We start from the raw sequence: 22894 nt of genomic DNA, 5'->3' as shown, positions 1-22894 counted from the left end.
TAACTTTGCTGCCGATGAAAATTACATTGGCAGCTTTTTTATTTATAATAAGCACCACACTTTATGCTCAGGTTGCTGTAGAAACAGATTCAACTTCTAAATCAGGAGTGATTGAAAAGCTGTTTGATTTTGCTGATAAAACAGTGGACTTGATTTCGGGAGAGAAGTGGTCATTTATTCCTGCGGTAGTCTATTCTCCTGAGACGAATCTTGGCTTGGGAGCTAGAGCAATCCGGATTTTCAGATATCAAAATGACACAAATCCACTTTTGCGTCCTTCATCTTTGCCTATTACTTTTCTTTATACTTTGAACAATCAAGCGATTTTCACTACTGAACTTGAGCTATGGGCCAATGAAAATAAGGAATACATTAATGCCCGTTTAGAGTTGACGGATTACCCATTCAAATTTTATGGAATTGGAAATGAACTTGATGTAACAAATGAAGAGTTTTACTCCACTCGTTATGCCTATTTTCATGTCAACTACGAAAGGCAAATAGTCAAAGGACTTTATCTTGGTCCGAGGTATGAATTCCGTATCGATGATATTTATAAGAAGGAAATGGGAGGGATTTTAGACAGGGCTGAGGTAGCTGGTTCTGATGGTCAGCGGCTTTCTGGTTTAGGATTGGTTTTGAATCATGATACGAGAGACAATATTTTCCAACCAAAAACTGGGTGGTACAATAGTGCTTCATGGATGAGTTTTCAGGATTTTTTGGGAAGTAATTTCACTTTCAATCAGTATACCTTGGATTTGAGAAAGTATCTCAACCCTTATAAAAATCAGGTATTGGCTGTTCAAAGTTATTGGAGCTTTACAACAGGAAATCCACCCTTTCAGCATGTTTCATTGATTGGAGGGAGTGATTTGATGAGGGGTTATTTTGAAGGTCGGTACAGAGATCGGCATGCCGTGGTACATCAGGCAGAATATAGATTACCGATTTATAGAAATTTCGGAATGGTGTTTTTTGGGAGCGCAGGCCAAGTAAGTGGCCAACTAAGTCAATTTAGTGTCAATAGAATGAAATATGGTGCTGGATTTGGATTTCGTTACAAGTTGAATCCCGAAGGACTCAATATCAGGATAGATATTGCTTTTGGAGATCAGCGAGCCTTTTATTTTGGGCTGAATGAAGTGCTTTAAACGAACTTAATCCTACTTTAAAATGTAAGAAAGGCCAATTTTTCCCATTACATTTTTTCTATCATCTCCTGGTACAAAGTAAAAATCTGGATCATTTTCAAGGTACCATTTGTAATTCAAGGTATTCACATATTGTAGGCTTCCACTCAAAAGTAGATTTCCAAATCTCCAATCTGCAAATAATCCTGGAACAAGGTCGATATACTTATTTCTCCAGTCTTTCGAGGTTTCCATTCGGAAGTAATAAAAGTCATTGTTGTACACGATTCTTTCAAATTGGAATCCAATTCTATTGTATTTTTTCACCCAACTGACTTCTAGCCAATTTACATTTGCAGCAGGTCCATAACCCATACCCAAAACCTGTCCTTGATGGGTATAGCCGTGTCTAATATGATCATGAATATACCAAGTGTCTAAATTTCGGATACTTTCTCGGATAGTTTGACCAGTTTGAGTCATCTCAGCACTAAGTTGAATGTATTGTTCTTGTTTTTTGAGTGGGAACATATTGCTGAATCCGAAAGTAAAACCGCGATTTCTTTCAGGAGTGACCAAAAAATCCATGAGTCTTCTGCTATTTCCGTTAGTGCCGTATTCTCCATAAAACTCAAAGTGTCCTTCTGGACTCAACCATCTAAAAAAACCTGAGCTGAATTGTTGTCTTTGATCTCTTTTTTCATTTTCTACCTGACCGAATTTTTTCTCACCATTAAAGATCGGTAAGTAATCCTTCAGTTCATCCATATCAGCGCGATACATGTGATTGGTAGAAGCATAGCCCAAAGAAAGTCCTGGTACCCATTTAGGTTGATAGGTTAATATTAAACCTGAGAGATATCTCTCACCATTTTCTCTTTTAGGAATGTGAACTGTATTTTGCTGAAAAATATAGTCTTGGTGAGGAAGTTCGTAATTGGTACTATTTAAATGACCTGCGATGACCTGTCCCTCAAAATGGCCAATGGCAGTTTCAACTGGTTTTCTTGTATTGACGGTCAAATGTGCAAAGCCGGGAGCATTGTTACTTAAAATCAAGGAAGATCTTTTTGCAGGTCCCCACCAAAGATTTTCTGTAGATAGACCAATAGAGAAAGCACCAGGATTGATTCTTATGCTAGATTGCCCCGGAAGGAACTTACGATACCTGCTTGTTCCGAATCGCTCTGGCATATCGATTCGATTCAGATATTCATAATAATAAAGGATTGTAGACTGATGTTCTATCGGAAACCCTACAAATTCCTTATTCTCAGCGACAATAAGCTCAGGCTGGAATTGAATGCTAAAAATCCCATAACTCGCAAAAAAGCCAAGGCTGTATAAGGTTTGCATTCCCTTATTTGGAATCATAGCTCCGTCATTCTGACCGAAAGTAAGATCCGAGTTGTATTGACTCAAAATGGTCATCGGCATTAATAAAAAGGTGCCTTGATCTTTCTTTCCAAACCTTCTGTTCGTTGCCGAGGTATCAAAATCATTAAAAGTACTGTCTAAATCTAAGCCGGTATATCGATCAAAAGCTTGCGCAGGGTATAGCGGGCGTATAGAAAACGAACTGTTTATATTTAATTCTCCAAGAAGCTGTTTCCTTCTCATATATTCTTCCATCCCCGGTGTATTAAGTGGAAGTGTTTGTGCAGTCAATTCTCCTAAAACCAAGAGAATAAATAGAAATACAAAATTGATTTTAATTAATGTCTTCATACCCTAACCTACTTATCTTACCGTCATTGCACTTACTTCAATTTTACTCACTGACCAACTTTCATCACAGAGTGGACTGAATGCGTTAGTTTGCATCAATTCATCTCCCATTGTTATTTTCACGCTGTCTTGAAAATGTCGAAATGTTTTGGTGATGGAATATCTTGTTGTGTTGTTTGGTACCCCAGCAGTACTGCATAGCCCAGGAAGGTTGGTTTGGACTGCACCTTCTTTTGGAAAATTTTGCTTGAAAAATTGCTCTGGATAGGATTGCCTTAAACAATATGTGGAAACACAAACACTATTTGAAAATGTGGTTCGATAAACCTCTTCATCATCAAGCTTAAAGTACCAATAATCAGGTCCAGAGACCCCATCATCCAAATTACCATCCCAACTGTCATGGGCCAAAACTTCAATAGTAATTTTTAAAGCACTGTGTGGTGGAATATCGTATAGTTTTACCCACACCTCTTCATTATGGTAAAAGCCCATAATCGTATCATTTTCAAATACAAAAAGTCTCGAATTATTGAAATTTCTAAGGTCTAACTGATTAAAATTATTTGAGTATATCTTTTCTTCCCCAAGTAATTCATCTTGGCAAGCACCTGCGGAAATAAGAATGATGAACCCGAAAAAATAATTAAGAAATGGTTTTTTATAATTAACTCTCATGCTACAAATCTTTTGATTGAATCCACATACCTAAAAAACAAGCAATTGGATTTCAATTAGCCTACAAATAAACGAAATTAATCTACAAAATGTCTAATTCTAGTTCAATAATCCGAATTTGTGGGGCTTTGTCTCCCCATCATTTATAGCTAATTTAGCTATTCGAAATAATGTAAATTTAATATGATCAAGATCACATTGGTAGCAGGTGCTAGACCTAATTTTATGAAAATAGCCCCAATCATACATGCGATTAAGGCGCAGATAAAGGACGGAGCTAGAATCTCGTTTAGATTAGTGCATACTGGTCAACATTATGATAAAAAAATGTCAGGTGATTTTTTTGATCAATTGAACATTCCTGAACCTAATGTCAACTTAGCTGCTGGGGGAGGTTCTCAGGCGGAGCAAACTGCTGCTGTGATGATTGCTTTTGAAAAAGAGCTGGAAACCAATAGACCAGATTTGGTGATTGTGGTGGGTGATGTGACTTCTACCTTGGCTTGCTCGATCACTGCCAAGAAGCTTTGCATTGACGTGGCCCATGTAGAAGGGGGAATACGATCTGGGGATTTGACAATGCCAGAGGAGATCAACAGAATGGTGACAGATAGCATTTGTGATCATTTCTTTACCACCTCGGAGATAGCAAATGAAAATCTACACAAAGCAGGGTTTGCCAAAGAAAAGATCCATTATGTAGGCAATACCATGATCGATACACTATTGGCTAACAGATCAAAATTCCAAAAACCAGAAGGAGTAGTATTTGACGCTTTGGAAGCTAAAAAATACTTCGTACTCACGATGCACAGACCTGCCAACGTAGATCAGGAAGGGCAACTTAAAGCAATGATTGATGCAATTATTGAAGGGAGTAATAACATGCCGATTATTTTCCCTGTTCATCCTCGAACTGCCAAGAGCTTGGTGAATCTTGGAATTGCCTATTCCAACTTGCACCTTGTGGATCCTTTGGGTTATTTGGAGTTCAATTACTTGGTGGAAAATGCCTTTGCAGTGATCACTGATTCTGGAGGAATTACCGAGGAAGCAAGCGTGATGAACGTACCTTGTTTGACTTTGAGAGACAATACAGAAAGAGCGGAGACCATACACTTGGGCACAAATGAATTGGTTGGTACAAATCCTCAAAACTTAGCACCTTTTATGGAAAAATTAATGAAAGGGAAATGGAAATCCTATCAAGGAATCCCGCTTTGGGATGGAAAGACAGCTGAGCGAATTGTGGATAAAATTATGGAATTATACGGATGAGTAAGTTTAGAATAGATGAGTTGGTTGCTCAATTGGATTTGAGGCCACATCCAGAAGGAGGGTTTTATAAAGAGATATACAGATCTGATTTAGGAGTTAACACTGCTTCTGGAGAACGAAGTATCATGACTTCAATTTACTTTTTGTTGACCTCTGACAATATTTCGAAATTTCACCAGATCAAGAGTGACGAAATGTGGTTTTATCATGAAGGATCACCATTGACAGTGCACGTGATTGATGAAAGTGGGCAATATGAAAAGATAAAAGTGGGTCCTGCCGGTGAAGAAAATAGGCCCCAACAGATGGTTCCTGCAGGGGTGATTTTTGGGTCTACAGTAGATGAGTATGATTCTTACTCCTTAGTTTCTTGTGTCGTTGCACCAGGATTTAATTTTGAAGATTTTAAACTTTTTAGTAAAGAAGAGCTCTTGCCAAAATTTCCCGAGCACGAAGAAATTATCCAAATACTTACATAAATCCTGTAGCTTTTAGCGCAGCCTCAGCGATGATGCCATCTTGGGCGGATGTCACTCCAGATATCCCGATGGATCCAATGATGATTCCATCTTTGAAGATTGGAAGGCCTCCTTCCACAGCTGTGATAGGCATGGTAGTCAAATGTACAGCACCGCCTTTGATCATATCTTCAAATGCTTTTGTAGGGCGTTTGAATTCAAAAGCAGTTTTGGCTTTGAGTTGCGCGATTTCAATGCTTCCGATTTGTGTGCCATCCATTCTTCTCAGCAAAATCAAATTTCCTCCTTGATCAAGAATCGAAATGACTACATTCCAGTTTTCGGAAATGGCTTTCTCCTGCGCCGCATCAGCAATTTTTGTGGCATTTTCCAGATTGAGATAGGGCTGGGTCTGGGCTTGGACCAAAGTGAACAATGAAATACCGAGTAAAAGTGTAGTGAAAATATTCTTCATGATGTAGAGGGTTTGATAATTAAAATTCAATTTCAGAATTAATTTCTATATATAAAATAAAGTCTACTTTAGTTGATTTTTAACTAAATAAGAAATAGGTTTGATTATGAAAAAACTCCTTTTGCTTCTTTTGATTTCTTCTTTCATCATCGGTATTTACTCCTGTGGAGGAAGTTCTTCAAACTCTGATTTAAATAAAGAATTCGAATTTGTAAAAGTGGATTCCTTAGTCATCGATATTTTGAAGACTGTCCATATTCTAGACTATCATCACGAAAAGAAGCTGTACTTGATCATTCCTCAGATGAGTATGGAGGGTAGGTTTATGATCATTGACAAAAAAGGACAAATTGTAGCAGAGAATACACTAGCAGAGGGGCCTGATGCTTTTGGGTTAGTAACCGCTAGGGTTGGTTTTGTAGGGGATGAGATTATGGTGGTTACAGATGGGAAAACCTTCGTTTATGATTTGAATCTGAAAGTTCAAAGGAGCTTTCCATTTGAGCAAGGGATTCGGTTTAAACTGATCAATTTCACTCGAGATAATTTAAGCACTTTCAAAACCAAAGATGGGAATATTTCTGCCGTTGTGAATATGAATGATGCATTTTTACAAACTTATCCAGTGGATTATTTTGATACCCTGAATATGGTTCATTTGCAGAATGTCAAGACAGGCGAAATTAAAAAGGGTGGAAAAATTGATGAAAGCAGTGCTTTCAAGCAAGGAGTTTTTATTCCTTTTATGGATAATCCTATCTACTTTTCTGATTTAAATTCTACTTCAATTTCTAGTATGATGTGGGGTGATTCTATCTTGTATCAAATGGATCCTAATGACAATTTCAAGATTGTCAATAAGATCAACTTGGAAAGAATCACGCCGAATAAGTTGATAACTGTTCCTCTAGAAGAAGCTACAAGAGCCGCTGTTCAAGAGCATAGAGGAAACAACGTCAAATTTGGTGGTGCTTTCTTTGAGATTACAGGTTATGGTGATGAGATATTAATTGGCTATAGAACAGGTTCTGATCTAAATATGGTTTTTGAGAATCCAAGTGAGGAGCAACAGAGATTAGAAACAGAATCTAGAAAAAAATACTATTTCTATATCAAAGATGGAAAGCAAGTAGGGAAACCTGTTGAATGGAATTTACCTGGAAAAATTCAGCTTAATGTTGGACCCAACAGATACTTACAATACGGAGATCAAGCCGAAATACATGATTTTGAAAAAGAGTATCAGTGCTATTATATTTATGAATTGAGAGAAAAAGATTAAAGATTATGTGCAACAAATGATTTGGTCATACCAAGAAACTTCTCTTTATAGATCTTAGAATTTGGAAAGAGCATTTTCATTTCAGTTCCGGTTAGTAACCTGATTTCCTCAAGATATTGCTTGGCTGCATCAGGATCCCACTTTCGGGTCTGACTAAGCTTGGTTTTTGTAAGAATGTCAAATAGGAGTTTGTTTGGGAGATATTGTGCAAAAGGAAGCGTATAGTGAGCTTCTATGATAAAATGCTTATTGGGTGATTGGATAAAATGTTTTTTACCTACGCGAACACATTCATTGGCCATCTTGACTTGATTTTCCCAAGTATAAAGATGCTCAATAACAGAATTGGAAAACACCAAGTCAAATGTTTCATTTTCGTATTCAGACAGATCAGTCGCATCTCCAATAACTGATTTCAGCTGAGGATGTCCTGTTTCTGAGGCTTCTAAATTGAGTAAAATAATTTTAACATTGTATTTATTTAAAAAATCCTTGTCCTTCCAAAAATATGCAGCGCCACCTACATCTAGGATATTTAGCTCAGAGCCAATTGGAAAATTTTCTTTAATTAAGCTTTCAAATACAAAAAAACGTCTACTTCTGAACTTATTCCCGATAGATTCGGGATTGTCAGAAGGACTTAATAGGTGTTTGATTTTTGACATGGGCAAGATTGCCTTTTAAAGCTTTGGCAGAAATATTGAGAAGTAAATAATTAATTACCTCAAATGTAATACTGCTTTGTAAATCTTTTTTAATTTTACACTCAAATTTAATTATTTGAAGGTAAAAGTTCATATAATCGATTAAATAAAGGAATCTAACCCAAGTCAAATCTCGTTATTTGATTCGTAGGGCTTATCAATTTTTATGAAAAGACGTTTTCACAAATATTTCCCATGGCTTTTTGTTCTAGGGGATCTTTTAGTACTCGCGATCGGACTCACCGTGACGGCTGTCCTGTTCAGTTATTTTATCGATTATCCAGAAATCAACCTAGCTCTATATGGTTATTTTCTTCTTTTTTGGTTGCTTATATCAGTTGGTAGGAAAGATTATAAAATAGGAAGGACTACTGAGGTTGGCTTTACCCTGAAGCAGCTTCCCGAATCTTTGATTTGGTTAATGGGCTTGATGTCTATTTTCTGGGTTTCAACACAAGAACACCCCTTGGGTATTTTTTTCCTCATAGGAGTTGCTGTTACGTCAGTAATGTTTTTGGGTCTATTTAGAGTGGGTGTACATTTAGCGCTAAAGCAGTATAGAATCCAAGGGAAAAATTATAGAAATGCCATTATTTTAGGCAAAAGTGGTGTGAGCACTAAGCTGTCGCAAGTCTTTAAGCAAAGGAGAGATTTTGGGATTAATTTTCTTGGCTTTTATGATGATTTAGATAATAGAAGTATTAATGTCAGAGGTGGTCTACCTCAATTTTTTGAAGAGGCAAAAGATTTAGATTTAGATTTGATTTATGTGAGTGAAAGTCTTGACTCGGGTTTTATCAAAAAGGTAATGGACTATGCCGACGATAAATATATCAAAGTAAAGGTCATTCCTAATGGCAATTTGCAATTGGAAAAGAATCTTTCCTTTTCTAAATATGGGGAGTTTTTTGTTATCAATGTCAATGATATCCCTTTGGATAATGCCATGAATCGTGCTTTCAAGAGGGTCTTTGATCTCGTTTTTTCACTTTTTGTTTTGGTATTTATTCTAAGTTGGATGATTCCATTGGTAGGGATCTTGATCAAGTTAGAGTCTAAAGGACCGATATTTTTCATTCAGGAGAGAAATGGAGTCAATAATCAAGTTTTCAAATGTCTGAAGTTTAGATCTATGACCCCCAATGATTATGCGGATACAAAGCAAGCTACCAAAAATGATCCTCGTGTGACACGAATTGGTGCATTCTTGAGAAATACTTCCCTTGACGAGATGCCGCAATTTTTGAATGTATTGATTGGAGACATGTCAATAGTTGGCCCAAGACCACATACGATTCCAATGAATCAAACATTTCAACTTCAAGTAGAAAAGTACAATTCAAGACACAAAATCAAACCGGGGATTACGGGCTTGGCACAAGTAAAAGGTTATCGTGGGGAAATTGAAAACCTAAGACAAATCAAATCTAGGGTTAGATTTGACTCTTTTTATATCCAAAATTGGACAATCTGGATGGACATTAATATCTGTATCAGGACAGTAATAGAATTAATCTATAACAGAGAAAACGCCTATTAAAATAATTGATTTTCCAGAATGGTATAGGATGCAATTTTACCAAAAATAACCTTGTAGATAATTTTCAACTACCTCCCGGCGCACAAGAGTCAATAGCTCGCCGATCAAAATATTCCAAAAACAGAATTTAGATTATTTAAAAGATAACTAGTGAGCTAGCTGTTATAGAGAATAAACTCAATTGAGTTGGTTGTAAAGCATAAAAAAGAGAGATCCTTCATTACGGGATCTCTCTTTTTTGTTGAATATGGACACGGCTTATACCTTCATTAAAGCATCTAAAAAACTCATGGTTTCCCCTTTATTTTTGAAGATAATCATCGGGATTTCATTATTGAGATTGATGAGTTTTTCAGCTGTGCTGCCTAGTAGTATAGCTGCAGAGTTGGTTCGACCTCTACTTCCCATCAGGATAAGGTTTATGCTATGATCCTTTGCTGTTTGTATGATGTGCCTACCTGTATTGCCATTCTTTTTAAGGAGATACAGGCATTCAAAAGGGGTATGATTATATTTCTTTAAGAATTTTTCATAATCCTTTTTAGCATTCTCCTCCATAATCGCAGCAAATTCGTCAAATGATTTTCCCGTTTTATAGTACCCTGTAGGGACTTCATAAATATGTAATCCTACAATTTCTGTTTGTAGCTCTTTATGTAATTTATCTGCAAACTCGAAAGAAAGATGCGTGTGTTCGGAAAAGTCTAAAGGAATCATCACTTTTTGCGGGACAGCTATTGGGCCAGTCTCTGTCAGGAAAAGAACCGAACAAGGTGCTTTTTGTGCCATAGTCTTTGATAGCGTTCCGCTACCATCGAGCTCGAATTTCCGACCCATAATAATGAGATCTACATCCTTAATTTTGGCCGTTCTAAGGAAGGTTTCTAATGGACTGCCTTCGAGTACTAAAATTTCTATTTCTATAGCCGGATCTAGCTCTTTTTCATTTTTGAGCAAAGTCTTGATTTCCGCCTGTATTGTTTCATCCATCGGTGCAAGAAGATCGGGGTAGGCTTTTCTGATTTCTTCAGGTAGAGAAAGGTCTTTTGCTACGTGAATCAAGTATAGTTTTTTGAATTTCATGATTTGACTGATATAGGCCACCTTTTTTATCAGGATTTCGTCCATTTCAGTCATGTCAAGACCTATCATTGCTTTTTCAAAATTCTTCATATTTCTATTATCTGAATGCTGCCTAAATTTAATCTTTTGCTTTGAGAAAGTATACTATAAAATCTAAATATCCTTTTTATCTTCTTGAAATAACTGGTTAGAAGTACGAATTCAAATATATTTGTGTCAAATGGCAAAAAATTTCGGTAAATATTTTATTGCAATCGTTCCTTTCGGCGATGTTCAAAACGATTCGACAAAAGTAAAGGAAGAGTTGAAAGAGGTTTTTGGGCTCAAATACGCCTTAAAATCGCCAGCCCATGTTACCGTTAAAATGCCATTCAGCTGGAATGAAGCGAAAGAAGGTGATCTAATTGATAAAATAGGTAGTTTTTTGAAAGGGAAAGAAGCTTTTTCTTTAGGTTTTGATGGTTTTGGAAGATTTGGAAAGCGTGTAATATTTATCAAAACCAAGCCAAATAAGGAGCTGAACGCCCTTCAATCTGAACTTGCTGAATATTGTAAAAGGGAATTGAATTTGGTAAAAGAGTTGAGCGACTCAAATTACACCCCTCATATGACCGTAGCTTTCAAAGACATCAAAGAAAGACTGTTTGACGAATATTGGCAATTCATCAAGTCAAAGAAATTCAAAGGTAGACTCGACGTAAAAAGCTTATCTATTTTGAAACGAGTCGAAGGGAGATGGGTGGTTTTATCGAATATTACTTTAGGAGAAAGCGTAGATTAATATTTGCCTTTCATTAAAAATTCAAGTTTCCAAAAGTCTTGTCCTTGAAAAGAATCAGGCTCTTTGGTTTTTTTCCGATGTAGAAGTTCACAATATTTTGCTGCTCTTCAAATGGCTCTATCAATATCGTATTTGCGATTTCTACTGTTTTAGGAAATCCCACGTCTCTACCTTCAATATATATCCAAGTGGCATCATCTTCAATCTCATATCCTAAAAAATGTAGCGTGACTTTTTTTTCATTGACTGTAATTTGATTGTGCTTTAAGACATAAGCTTCAAGCATCTTTTTAAGCTTTTCTGGAGAACTCGGGTTAAGGAAATCAACCTTAGCATTATTCTCTTCTCCAAGTCCTCTCTCTAAGTCATCCCAAAATATCTTTTGTGCAATCTCAATCGTCTTTTCACCATCATTGTACCTGATATCGGTAAGGCTGATATAGAAGGGGTGAAACAATACCTTCCATCCTAGAATTAATGTGAAAATGTAATAATGTATCATTTGGAATCTTTATTTCTACTTTTTGTGCAAATTATGCATTATACTTACAATCCCGAAATATTGATATTAAATAAATTCTAAAAGCACCCAGCATAAATGAGTCAATTTCAACTGTATTTTGAATTAGGATACAAACATATACTTGATCTAAAGGGTTTTGATCATATTCTCTTTGTAATCGCACTTTGTGCGATATACTTGGCCCGAGATTGGAAAAAAATCCTAATACTCGTAACAGCATTTACAATAGGTCATTCCATTACTCTTGCCTTGGCTACATTAAATCTAATCAAGGTAAATTCAAACCTTATTGAATTCCTGATTCCTGTGACTATTGCAATTACTGCTTTGGCAAATGTATTCAAGCCTAAACCGAGCAATAGCAGAGGAATTCAAATCAATTACATCTTTGCTATTTTCTTTGGATTGATTCACGGACTTGGGTTTTCTAATTACCTAAGGTCTTTACTAGGAAGAGAAGCTTCGATATTTCAACCTCTACTCGCATTCAACATTGGATTAGAAGTTGGTCAATTGGCCATAGTTGCCATTTTCTTGATAGCATCATCGCTTATCGTTGGCCTCATTGGGGTCAATAGAAAAGAATGGACAATCACCATTTCAGCTATAGTTTTGGGTATGTCTATCATGATGATGTTAGATACCAAGTATTGGTAGATTCAAATAAAAATAATACGACCAAAATGGTCATTAAACTATAAATTAACTCTATGAAAAGAATACTTACACTCCTCGTATTAGGTTTGATGTGTTCCGTTTCTTCTTTTGCTCAGCGAAGTGAAAGAAATCATGCGGAAAGATTCGAACAAATGGGAACGATGCTTCGCTCTCCAAATGTCTACAGAACTGCTTCAGGGGCTCCAGGGCACATGTATTGGCAGCAAAAGGCGGATCATGAAATTGAAGTGGAGTTGAATGATGACAATCAATCTATCAAAGGTTGGCAGAAAGTCACTTATTTCAATAACTCTCCAGATCAACTGACTTATCTGTGGATTCAGCTAGATCAAAATGAAAGAGCGGCAGACTCAAGAACCCCAAAAATGGCACAAAGCAGCATCAACTCTAGAATGTCCATGAGACAATTAGAAGGGATCGTTTGGCATGATCAGGATTTAGGATACAAAATCAATTCTGTAAAAACCATGTCAGGGGATGATGTTTCGGTGACAATAAACAACACCATGATGCGCGTTGACCTTCCTCAGCCATTGAAGTCAGGCGAAAAGTTTGAATTTACTGTTGATTGGTCTTTCAATATTCACGATAGAATGAGTTTTATCGGCGGTCGTCCAGGATATGAGTTTTTCGAAAAAGACGGAAACTACCTTTACACCATGGCTGAATGGTTTCCAAGAATGGCTGTTTATTCTGACTTTGAAGGATGGCAGAACAAGGAATTCGTAGGAAGAGGTGAATTTGCATTGACTTTTGGTGATTATAAAGTGAAAATTACTGTACCGGCTGACCATATGGTGGGTTCAACAGGTGTTTTGCAAAACCCTGAAGAAGTACTTTCAGCAACTGAGTTACAACGTTGGGAACAAGCGCAGAAGTCGTATGATAAGCCTGTTGTGATCAGAACACAGGCAGAAGCAGAGCGATTAGAAAAAGGAAAATCAAAAGATAAGAAAACATGGATTTTTCATGCTGAAAATGTAAGAGATTTTGCGTGGACTTCTTCTAGAAAGTTCATCTGGGATGCTATGGCTGTGAAGCAAGGCGGAAAAGATGTGATGGCAATGTCTTATTATGGAAAAGAAGGAAATCCACTTTGGGAGCAATACTCTACTAGAGTAGTAGCACATACACTGAAGTCATATTCAGCTAAAACTTTTGACTACCCTTATCCTGTTGCAATTTCTGTAGAAGCAAGCAACGGGATGGAGTACCCAATGATTTGCTTTAACTATGGTCGTCCAGATGCTGACGGTACCTATACAGATGCTGTGAAATACGGGATGATCTCAGTAATCATCCACGAAGTAGGACACAATTACTTTCCAATGATTGTCAACTCTGACGAAAGACAGTGGTCTTGGATGGATGAAGGATTGAATACTTTCATGCAGTTTATGGCAGAGCAAGAGTGGGATAGAGATTACCCATCTCGTAGAGGTCCAGCACACAAAATTGCTTCATATATGAGAAGTGATCAAAGTCTACTTGAGCCGATCATGACCAATTCCGAAAATATCATCCAATTTGGACCAAACGCGTATGCCAAGCCGGCCACTGCTTTGAATATTTTGAGAGAGACAATTATGGGCAGAGAGCTATTTGACTATGCATTCAAAGAATACTCTCAAAGATGGATGTTTAAGCATCCTACTCCTGAGGATCTATTCAGAACACTAGAAGATGCTTCGGGTGTGGACTTAGATTGGTTTTGGAGAGGTTGGTTCTTTGGTACTGACCCTGTTGACATCTCTTTAGAGGCAGTAAACTGGTACAAGCTAGACAATAGAACTCCAGCTGAGAAAAAAGCAGACGCAAAGAAGGCGTTTGATAGAGAAGAAAGTTATGTTTCTAAGACCTACAATGCAAAAGACATTGAGCAAACTGTCTTAGAAGCTGATCCTGCTACACGAGATTTTTACAATAGTTATAATCCATTCTCAGTAACTCCTGATGATGAAAAAGCTTATAAAGATTTTATGGCTAGATTAAGTCAGCAAGAGAAAGATCTATTGAACAGTGGTTTGAATTTCTATGAAATGAAGTTTAAAAATGTAGGTGGCCTAGTGATGCCTTTGATTATTCAGTTTAACTATACAGACGGAACTTCTGAAGTAGATCGTATTCCTGCTGAGATTTGGAGATTGAATGAAACCGAAGTTTCTAAGGTATTTGCCAAGAAGAAAGAAGTCAAAAGTATTGTGCTAGATCCATTCAGAGAAACAGCTGATATTGACGAGTCGAATAACTACTGGCCGAGAACATTCACACCGAGTAGATTTGAATTATTCAAAAGTGCTGGTGGCGCTAGAGGTGTTTCTTCTGGTGACAATCCAATGAAAAGAGCACAGAGAAAATAATTTTAAAATCTACCTTATTAAAAACCTCAAGATTTAAATCTTGAGGTTTTTTTTAATCATTTTTATTGAGTTGGTGTTATCCCTTTTGTAAATGACCGAAAGTAAAGTCAATCTGCTTAAAAAGGATACTTACAGTCAAGAATTAAAAATTATCTAACATGAAAAAATTCTACTTCTTCCTAATCCTATTTTTACCAATCTCACTTTTTGCCCAAACGACGGTCAAGGTTGTGGATCGCGATTCTCAAGAACCAATCCCCGGCGTAGCGATCAAAGGAATAGGATTTAAAGGCCAAATCACCGATGATAAAGGAATTGCGCAAATAGATTTTGCACAATCTATAAAATTAGATTTTTCACATGTTGCCTATCAAAAGAAGAGTGAGGATATTATTCCAAATCAGGAGAATATTGTCCTACTGTCTCCCTTGACAAATGACCTATCCACAGTCACGGTCACCGCTTTTGAGTCCGACAGACCATTATTGCAACAAGCAGGATCTGTGAGTAGAGTTTTGGAAAGCGAGCTTTACCGATTCAGTGAAACTTCTATTGTCAATGCCTTCAACACCAAAGCAGGTATCAGGGTAGAGGAAAGAGCACCTGCCAGTTATAGAATATCTATTCGAGGGAGTTCTTTAAGATCTCCTTTTGGGGTGAGAAATGTAAAAGTCTACTGGAATGGAATTCCTTTCACTTCTCCTGATGGTACTACTCCTTTGAATTTATTAGATCTAAGCAATATCCAACAGACCGAAATTGTGAAAGGACCCGCGAGTAGTATTTACGGAGCGGGAAATGGAGGAGTGATTAGCTTTCAAAGCAAAACTCAGATTGATGAGAACAGGATTTCTACAGATTTGAATGTGGGAGATTTTGGTTTGGTGAGATATCGCTTCGGCATTGATCAGCAGATTGGGGAAGGTGGAATCAGTGCATCCTATGTCCATCAAAAATCTGATGGATACCGTGAACACAGTGCTGTTGACAGAAAGGTTTTCCAATTGGCCGCACATATGAAACCTTCAAAGAAGCAAAAGTTATCCACACAGATCCTTTACAGTGATCTAAAGTATGAAATCCCTGGAGCTTTAAATGCTACCCAATTGGAAGAAGATCCACGACAAGCTAGACCCGGTTCGGTCAATCAAAATAGTTCTATCGCTCAAAAATCTCTCTACGGAACACTTTCCCATACCTACACTTTTTCTGATAAATTGGAGAATCAAACCGCGTTGTATGTTAACACCACGGAATTTGAAAATCCTTTTATCTTAGATTATAAAAAAGAGACTGCTTTCAGTTATGGTGGGAGAACCAAATTCACCAGAAATGATAAAATCGGTCGATTTCCTATCAGAATCATCGCTGGTGGGGAATATCAGTATGGCAAAACTTTAGCACAAAATTTTGGAAATAGAAATGGACAAGCCGATACGGTTAGGTTTAGCGATGATTTGGTGACAACTCAGGCTTTTCTATTTCAGCAGTTTGAATTGGAATGGTCGAATAAATTTTTGATGACTTTGGCATTTAGCGAAAACTTTTCCCGATATGACATCAACCGAACTATTGATGCTAGTGCTAACGAACCTGCTTCGAATCAACGCAAATTTGATCCGATTATCGTTCCTAGAATCGCTTTGGCCTATCAGATCAATGACAAATCAGGAATTCATGGGAGTATCAGTTCTGGATTTTCGCCTCCTTCCATCGCTGAGGTAAGAACAAACGAGGGAAGTATCAATTTAGACCTAGAGGCAGAAAAAGGCGTAAATTATGAATTGGGCTACAGAGGAACACATGGGATCTTCAATGTGGATATCGTAGGTTTTTATTTCAAATTGGATCAGACGATCACCACATTTGCCAATGAACAAGGGGTGGTGTTATTCAGAAATGCAGGAAATACCAATCAGCGTGGTATAGAAGCGCAAGTGGATTATGCACTGTGGAGAAATCCACAAACACTGATTCATGATTTGAAATTTAGTCATGCATTTACAGGGCACTATTTTGAGTTTGCTGATTTTAGCAGCAGAGGAAATGATTTCTCAGGCAATCAATTGACGGGCGTTGCTCCAAATACTTTGGTCAATCAAATCGATTTAAGAGCAAAGCTTGGCTTTTATCTAAACTTCACCCATCAATATGTGGATAAGTTACCCTTGAATGATGCGAATACAGTTTATCAAGATGCTTACAATTTGGTGAGTAGTAGAGTTGGTTGGAGAAGTACTTTTGCCGGAAATTGGGATGCTGAGGTGTATTTTGGTGTGGATAACTTATTGAATGAATCCTACAGTTTGGGTAATGACCTCAATGCGTTTGCAAATAGATTCTATCAGCCTGCTCCTTTGAGGAATTATTACGGGGGTGTGAAGTTGGGATACAGTTTTTAAATTATAAGATATAGTTTCTTAACACCCCATATTTTTATTTGTAGTTATAGGAAAAAAGATTAAGTTTATTGGGTTTAAAAATCTGCCTTTTAATACTTATAGACCTAGCACCTCAAATTATGGAAAAACTTCGACCCAATGAAAGCCGATCACGCCATGTTTTAGCTCTTTTGTGGATAATTTTAATGTTAGAAATGATTCTTCTAGTTTCAAATTATCTACAGTATGATCTCTTAAATACGGTTATAAATGATGGTGATTATACTTTTGAGGAACTTGAAGCAAACGATTTGAGAGTTGGTTTACTTGGAATTATATATTTGATTGCTTTTCTAACTTCTGGTTTTCTCTTTATCAGATGGTTTAGAAGAGCATATTTTAATCTGCATGTGAAGGTAAAGTTTTTAAATCAAAGTGAGGGTTGGGCAGCTGGAGCTTGGTTTGTTCCTTTTATTAATTTATTCAGGCCTTATCAAATCATGAAAGAGCTTTTCATAGAGACTAGACTTTATGTTAAAAGGTTTTTTGGTAAAGAGTTGGATTTGTCTTCTTCTTGGGTACTATCGTGGTGGGTGCTTTGGTTAATTTCGGGGGTGCTTGGTCGGATTTCTTTAGGCTTTCTTAAAAAGGAAAATACGGTTGAGAACCTTCTCGATAGTACAATGATTGATATGACAATCAATCTACTAGGGATTCCACTGGCTTTAATCACTATTTATGTTGTAAGAAAATATGCAATAGCCGAGCAAATCATGTATGATTTGTGTGTGGAGGAAGAGAAAATCCAATCTAGTTTGAAATCTGATTTACTATAGAACCAATTTTATATATTTAGCATTGTGTAGAGGAGATAAAAAAACCTTTTGAAATATATGGAAAGACCTGAATTTAACATCGAAGAAGTCAATAAAATCATCCGTGGCCGTAGGTCCATGTTTGTTGCGCAGTTTAAGGAAAACGACCCTGTCGAAGACTCAGTCATCCAAGAAATGCTTGAAAATGCCAATTGGGCCCCTACACATAAGCTTACTGAACCTTGGAGTTTTACTGTTTTTTCTGGTGAGGGATTGAAGAAGTTTGCTGACTTTCAAGCCAATCTTTACAAGCAACGCGCTGAGAAAAACGGAAACTTTATAGAAGCGACATTTCAGAAATTTTTAGAAAATCCACTGAAAGCATCCCATATCATTGCAATCAAAATGAATCGAGATCTTCGTGCAAATCTTCCTGTGATGGAAGAAATAGCAGCTGTAGCCATGGCGGTTCAAAATATGTATCTGACAGCATCTGCACATGGATTAGCAGCCTATTGGGGAACAGGTGGGCCTACCTTTTGGCCGGAAGCTAAAGAATGGTTTGAGCTGGGAGAAGAAGATATGCTGATGGGATTTTTCTATGTAGCCAAACCTGCCACAGACAGGTGGCCAGAAGGTCGTAGAAAGCCAATAGCTGAAAAAGTACAATGGGTAAGAGGATAACATACTTATCAAATGTAAAAGACAGAAGCCAAGCATTTTTTGCTTGGCTTCTGTCTTTTACATCCCATTGAATCTTGGGGGTTCGATGCCATTGGCGCGAATGTAAGAGATCGCAGCTCCCCTATGATGCGTGCAGTGGTCATCTAGCAGTCTTAAGATTTGCCTTCTGCTAGCATCGTTTCCAAAAATCTCAACTTTTTCAGCCAATTGCGCTTCGCTCAAATTGGAAAATGTCGCTGCTCCATAGTCATAGCAAGCAGTAACATATGCTTTTAACGCTTCTTTGTTTGCAGGTTTTGCAGCAAGATCAAAACTTGGATCTTCACCTGCCAAAAATCTTTTGCCAATGCCCGCTATTGTCGAAGATAAGTGAGACACTTGTTCAGAAAAACTCATCGCCGTCTCATGCGGTTTGTAATTTTGTAATTCATCTGGCATTTTATCTACTACAGCCAAAGTAAACTGTTTGCTGTTTTCCCACTTCATCATAAATTCTTCCATGGTGGTCTGTGCTGTAGCACTGAACTGTGCAATGCATAAAAAGAGAATGCTTAAAGCACTCAAAAGGACGGGTTTTCTTGTTTTCATAAGTTTAGACTTTTAAGTTTTGATTCATATCCACATTTCTATCAGTAGCCAATAAAATTACGCTTACATTTTGATTATGGCCGCTGTGGACTGTTGACTCAGGACTTTGGACAATTTTCTTATAAATATCGACATTACAAAGTTGAAATCAATCCAAATTGATAACTTTGAGGCATGTCAAATAAGAATTTCATCTGGCTTTTTATTTTAGCGTTTTTGAGTAGCTGCGGAGGAGATTATCTGCCAAGACCTTTGGGCTATAATCGTATTGATCTTCCTGAAAGAGCTTTTGAGACATTAAGTGGGAGTTATCCTTATCTTTTTGAAGTGTCGCAAGCTGCGTCGGTAGAGCAAGATTCTTTTAATATCGATCAAGCAGCCTGGATCAACCTCAATTATAGAGAATTGGGAGCCAAGGTCCATTTGACCTATTTGCCATTGGGCACAAAAGGGGGTGATGTAAAAATGGTACTCAATGACGCCATCAACCTCACTGCTAAGCACCAAATCAAAGCTTACGGAATCGAAGAATCCATTCTCCTCACCCCAAAAGGCTATACCGCTGTAGTGGCAGAGTTGAGTGGTGAAGTGCCAACACAATTTCAATTTTTCATAACGGACTCCACAAATCATTTTCTTAGAGGGGCTTTATATTTCAATACAGCCATGAAAAACGATTCACTCGCACCTGTAATTGAACATATCAAAATTGACATGACCCATTTGATTAATACTTTGCAGTTTAAGAAGTAGGGTTTTCGTAAGATATAAGATTCAAGACGCAAGATGTAAGACTTGAGCAACGCTTGTCCCGTTATCAGTAAAATCAGGTATTTGCACACTTAGAAAAAGAATTACTGTCCCTGATCTGATCCCGAAGGGATCACATGTTTATAGAAAATGAAGAAATTCCCATCTTACCGACGCAGAATGGGTCGTGTTTTTTAGCAGAATCACAGCAGTACCCTTTATTCTAAACCCATCAATTCATAAAAATTATTTTTCTTAGGTGCCTTTATCAAATTCAACTCCTTAGGAGTTGTTGGTGGTTAGGTTGTTTGTTTTTTCATACCTCCGGATTTCATCACGGGGTTAATCAAATTTGTTCCCGTTCGGGAACGCCAGGTAGGTATAGAGGTATTTTGAGTTAGTAATAAATGTTCTAATGTATTTTAGGGATGAGAGAATCATCTTAGGAAATGATTTGCTGTCCGTGATCGCTAAGTGATTATATATTTTCAGGAAGAGGAACTGTTTTTCCTCGATCCCGAAGGGATCACATGGTTATAGGAAAATGAAGAAAATTCCATCTTCCCGACCCAGAATGGGTCGGATATGGGAGTAGTATCAAAGTGTTATCTTTTAATTTGAACCTATCAATTGGTATAAGTCTCTAAAAAAAATAAACACAACTTCACAAATTTAGCTAAAATACTGAAGTAGCCCTTGCTCGCCAAGAGCTTTTAACCTTCCTAAATCATAAATAAAAATGTGTTCACCTGTGTTCACCAGTGGTAAAATTCCTTACCTCATCCCTTTCCAACTCTTGAAAATAATTAAAGCCCCGATGATCGCGGTGATTGTGGATAAGGTAGCTGCCATGATATTTCCATATATCCAGAAACCTACCGCGAAAAGTACGGCATATACCATCACTGACCCAACCAACATCAGTCCAATTTCTTTCGGAAGCTGTCCTTGCTCTTGTTCTTCTTGTGGATAGCGATCCAAGACCTTTTTCCAGCCAAAAGCAGCAGGTTTTACTTTACGATAAAAAGAAAGCAAGACCTGATCTTTTTCAGGTTTCGTAAAAAATGTTACTGTTAACCAACCTATGGTAGTGATGCCAACACCATACAGCAATTTCAAATATTCCTGACCCTCTGGGATAGAAATTAAATCAATCTTTGGATTAATGACTTCAAAGAAAATGGCCACGACAAAAGAAATAATCATAGCAGCAATTTCTGTCATGGCATTGATGCGCCACCAAAACCAGCGTAGAATAAATATGGCACCTGTTCCAGCCCCAATTTGCAATAAGATATTAAAAGCCTCTAAGGCATTGGACAAGGCCAAAGCTAAAATCGCAGCAAGCAGCATCAGCACCACTGTGGATAACCTTCCTACCAACACCAATTCTTTGTCAGATGCTTCTGGCTTAAGAAAGCGCAGGTAAAAGTCATTCACTACGTAGGAAGACCCCCAGTTGAGGTGTGTGGATAAAGTGGACATCACCGCCGCTATAAGCGAAGCGAGCACCAATCCAATCAATCCTGCGGGTAGGAAAGTAAGCATAGCAGAGTAGGCAAGGTCATGCCCCATCTTGTCAACAGGAATATGTGGGAAAGCCTCCTGCATGTCCGATACATTTGGGAAAATAATCAAGGAAGCCAAAGCAATTATGATCCAAGGCCAAGGGCGCATGCCATAATGTGCAATATTGAAAAACAAGGTGGCGCCAATGGCATTTTTTTCATCTTTTGCCGAAAGCATTCTTTGGGCAATATAGCCACCACCTCCAGGCTCAGCACCAGGATACCAAGTGGCCCACCACTGTATCGCTAAGGGCATAATTAGTAGCGGGATCACCATATTCCAATCATTGAAGTCAGGAAGAAAATCTAACTTATCCACAACATTCGGATGCGTGAGGAGACCGTCTAGCGAACCGATTTCTGGCATATCCAAAACATAAACTGCCGCCCCAATAGCACCTGCCATCGCAATGAAAAACTGGAAAAAATCTGTTAACAACACTCCTCTCAATCCACCAAGGGAACTATAAATCACTGTTACAATCGATGCTATTAGCAAAGTTTCAATTGGGCTTAATCCCAACATGACCCCTCCGATTTTGATTGCTGCTAGGGAGACTGTCGCCATGATGACGACATTGAAGAAGACGCCGAGGTAAATCGCTCGAAATGCTCTGAGGAATGCTGCCGACTTTCCTCCATATCTCAACTCATAGAACTCCAAATCTGTGGTCACTTCAGACCTTCTCCACAATTTCGCATAGACAAAGACAGTCAGCATGCCTGTCAACAAGAAAGCCCACCAAACCCAGTTTCCCGATACGCCATTGGTTCTTACGATGTCTGTAACAAGGTTTGGCGTATCTGCCGAAAAAGTCGTCGCCACCATCGAAACGCCCAACAACCACCAAGGCATATTTCTGCCTGACAGGAAAAACTCCTTTGCGGAAGCTCCGGCTTTTTTCGAAGTATAAACTCCAATCAGCATAGAAATCACAAAAAATGCTGCGATAATGCTCCAATCGAGGATAGAAATGGTCATTAGGAAGAATTTGGATGGTGGATGAAAGTTTTATGTTTGATTATCCGCAATTTCGTTAGCATGTATATTTATCAATTATAATCATGCGGATAATTGTCAATTGTCGACAGTCAACAGCAGCTCCAAATATAGTATTTACACTATTTAAGTGGCTATTGTAAAGGAGCTGTACATACAATTTTCATGAAAGTAAGGATTTATTTTGGAAGCATGCAATACCTTTTGGAGGAATGACATAAGTAAGTGAATTCGTGAAAAAGCATCTTATTATGGAGATTATTTTTTACCAAGTAGCTACTTAAAATAATCTCAATATGATATTTGAGGTGCTGAGGACCGTTGATGGTTGTCTGTTGGCGATTTATCCGCATAATTTTAAGTATAATAACAGGATTTATGTCTCATTACTGATAATCATCCATATT

20 protein-coding genes are annotated in these 22894 nt (G+C 37.7%); 12 read left to right on the top strand and 8 right to left on the bottom strand.

Annotation, left to right across the window (positions count from 1 at the left end):
- Window positions 1-14: 14 nt before the first annotated feature.
- Window positions 15-1154 carry a BamA/TamA family outer membrane protein gene (locus IEV57_RS00330; RefSeq protein ID WP_188438446.1) on the top strand — a complete coding sequence of 380 codons (1140 nt, stop codon included), beginning with the start codon at window positions 15-17 and terminating at the stop codon, window positions 1152-1154.
- A 12-nt stretch (window positions 1155-1166) separates the two neighbouring features.
- On the opposite strand, the gene IEV57_RS00325 is transcribed toward IEV57_RS00330, so the two are convergent.
- Together IEV57_RS00325 and IEV57_RS00320 are read right to left on the bottom strand one after the other, a co-directional pair.
- Entirely contained in the window at window positions 1167-2861 is a 1695-nt protein-coding gene (locus IEV57_RS00325; protein WP_188438444.1) for a capsule assembly Wzi family protein, read from the bottom strand.
- Window positions 2862-2873: 12 nt separating this feature from the next.
- Window positions 2874-3539, bottom strand: coding sequence for a hypothetical protein (locus IEV57_RS00320; protein WP_188438442.1), 666 nt, complete (start codon window positions 3537-3539; stop codon window positions 2874-2876).
- A gap of 183 nt (window positions 3540-3722) precedes the next feature.
- On the opposite strand from IEV57_RS00320, the gene wecB reads away from it, so the two are divergent.
- Window positions 3723-4817 carry a non-hydrolyzing UDP-N-acetylglucosamine 2-epimerase gene (gene wecB / locus IEV57_RS00315; protein ID WP_188438440.1) on the top strand — a complete coding sequence of 365 codons (1095 nt, stop codon included), beginning with the start codon at window positions 3723-3725 and terminating at the stop codon, window positions 4815-4817.
- On the top strand, window positions 4814-5296 hold the full coding sequence (locus IEV57_RS00310) for a cupin domain-containing protein (RefSeq protein WP_188438438.1): 483 nt from the start codon (window positions 4814-4816) through the stop codon (window positions 5294-5296). The genes wecB and IEV57_RS00310 overlap by 4 nt, the downstream gene beginning before the upstream one ends.
- Here IEV57_RS00310 and IEV57_RS00305 read toward each other — a convergent pair.
- A complete protein-coding gene (locus tag IEV57_RS00305) occupies window positions 5289-5750 on the bottom strand; it encodes a GlcG/HbpS family heme-binding protein (protein ID WP_188438436.1) in 462 nt (153 codons plus the stop codon). The genes IEV57_RS00310 and IEV57_RS00305 overlap by 8 nt on opposite strands.
- 106 nt (window positions 5751-5856) lie before the next feature.
- Between IEV57_RS00305 and IEV57_RS00300 the strand changes: the two genes are divergently transcribed.
- On the top strand, window positions 5857-7032 hold the full coding sequence (locus IEV57_RS00300) for a hypothetical protein (protein WP_188438434.1): 1176 nt from the start codon (window positions 5857-5859) through the stop codon (window positions 7030-7032).
- On the opposite strand, the gene IEV57_RS00295 is transcribed toward IEV57_RS00300, so the two are convergent.
- Complete coding sequence (locus IEV57_RS00295; RefSeq protein WP_188438432.1) at window positions 7029-7697, bottom strand: class I SAM-dependent methyltransferase; 669 nt, start codon at window positions 7695-7697, stop codon at window positions 7029-7031. The two genes, IEV57_RS00300 and IEV57_RS00295, sit on opposite strands and share 4 nt — an antisense overlap.
- Before the next feature lie 205 nt (window positions 7698-7902).
- Between IEV57_RS00295 and IEV57_RS00290 the strand changes: the two genes are divergently transcribed.
- A complete protein-coding gene (locus tag IEV57_RS00290; RefSeq protein ID WP_188438430.1) occupies window positions 7903-9276 on the top strand; it encodes an exopolysaccharide biosynthesis polyprenyl glycosylphosphotransferase in 1374 nt (457 codons plus the stop codon).
- A gap of 258 nt (window positions 9277-9534) precedes the next feature.
- Here the strand turns inward: IEV57_RS00290 and IEV57_RS00285 are convergent, their stop codons facing one another.
- The gene (locus tag IEV57_RS00285) at window positions 9535-10449 is read right to left on the bottom strand and encodes a universal stress protein (RefSeq protein WP_188438422.1); all 915 of its coding nucleotides are present in this window, start codon (window positions 10447-10449) and stop codon (window positions 9535-9537) included.
- A gap of 130 nt (window positions 10450-10579) precedes the next feature.
- Between IEV57_RS00285 and IEV57_RS00280 the strand changes: the two genes are divergently transcribed.
- Window positions 10580-11140, top strand: a complete 561-nt coding sequence (locus tag IEV57_RS00280) for a 2'-5' RNA ligase family protein (protein ID WP_188438420.1) — start codon at window positions 10580-10582, stop codon at window positions 11138-11140.
- Between the two features lie 13 nt (window positions 11141-11153).
- Here the strand turns inward: IEV57_RS00280 and IEV57_RS00275 are convergent, their stop codons facing one another.
- On the bottom strand, window positions 11154-11642 hold the full coding sequence (locus tag IEV57_RS00275; protein WP_188438419.1) for a DUF6702 family protein: 489 nt from the start codon (window positions 11640-11642) through the stop codon (window positions 11154-11156).
- A 96-nt stretch (window positions 11643-11738) separates the two neighbouring features.
- Between IEV57_RS00275 and IEV57_RS00270 the strand changes: the two genes are divergently transcribed.
- The 5 genes from IEV57_RS00270 to IEV57_RS00250 all read left to right on the top strand — a co-directional run bounded on the left by IEV57_RS00270 (window position 11739) and on the right by IEV57_RS00250 (window position 18581).
- Entirely contained in the window at window positions 11739-12320 is a 582-nt protein-coding gene (locus IEV57_RS00270) for a HupE/UreJ family protein (protein WP_188438418.1), read from the top strand.
- A 53-nt stretch (window positions 12321-12373) separates the two neighbouring features.
- The gene (locus IEV57_RS00265) at window positions 12374-14701 is read left to right on the top strand and encodes a M1 family metallopeptidase (RefSeq protein WP_188438417.1); all 2328 of its coding nucleotides are present in this window, start codon (window positions 12374-12376) and stop codon (window positions 14699-14701) included.
- 158 nt (window positions 14702-14859) lie between these two features.
- Window positions 14860-17103 carry a TonB-dependent receptor domain-containing protein gene (locus IEV57_RS00260; RefSeq protein ID WP_188438416.1) on the top strand — a complete coding sequence of 748 codons (2244 nt, stop codon included), beginning with the start codon at window positions 14860-14862 and terminating at the stop codon, window positions 17101-17103.
- A 119-nt stretch (window positions 17104-17222) separates the two neighbouring features.
- Entirely contained in the window at window positions 17223-17918 is a 696-nt protein-coding gene (locus tag IEV57_RS00255) for a DUF4328 domain-containing protein (protein ID WP_188438414.1), read from the top strand.
- Between the two features lie 57 nt (window positions 17919-17975).
- On the top strand, window positions 17976-18581 hold the full coding sequence (locus IEV57_RS00250) for a nitroreductase family protein (protein WP_188438412.1): 606 nt from the start codon (window positions 17976-17978) through the stop codon (window positions 18579-18581).
- A gap of 57 nt (window positions 18582-18638) precedes the next feature.
- On the opposite strand, the gene IEV57_RS00245 is transcribed toward IEV57_RS00250, so the two are convergent.
- The gene (locus IEV57_RS00245) at window positions 18639-19169 is read right to left on the bottom strand and encodes a DinB family protein (protein ID WP_188438410.1); all 531 of its coding nucleotides are present in this window, start codon (window positions 19167-19169) and stop codon (window positions 18639-18641) included.
- 174 nt (window positions 19170-19343) lie between these two features.
- Between IEV57_RS00245 and gldD the strand changes: the two genes are divergently transcribed.
- Window positions 19344-19922, top strand: a complete 579-nt coding sequence (gldD, locus tag IEV57_RS00240) for a gliding motility lipoprotein GldD (protein WP_188438408.1) — start codon at window positions 19344-19346, stop codon at window positions 19920-19922.
- 771 nt (window positions 19923-20693) lie between these two features.
- Here the strand turns inward: gldD and IEV57_RS00235 are convergent.
- Window positions 20694-22469 (bottom strand): sodium:solute symporter family protein, encoded by a 1776-nt coding sequence (locus IEV57_RS00235; RefSeq protein ID WP_188438406.1) that lies wholly within the window; start codon window positions 22467-22469, stop codon window positions 20694-20696.
- Between the last annotated feature and the right edge of the window lie 425 nt (window positions 22470-22894).

This window comes from Belliella aquatica, assembly GCF_014637795.1.
Taxonomy (GTDB): domain Bacteria; phylum Bacteroidota; class Bacteroidia; order Cytophagales; family Cyclobacteriaceae; genus Belliella; species Belliella aquatica.
The sequence above is the reverse complement of the archived record's forward strand: the minus strand, read 5'-3'. Positions and strand labels throughout refer to the sequence as shown.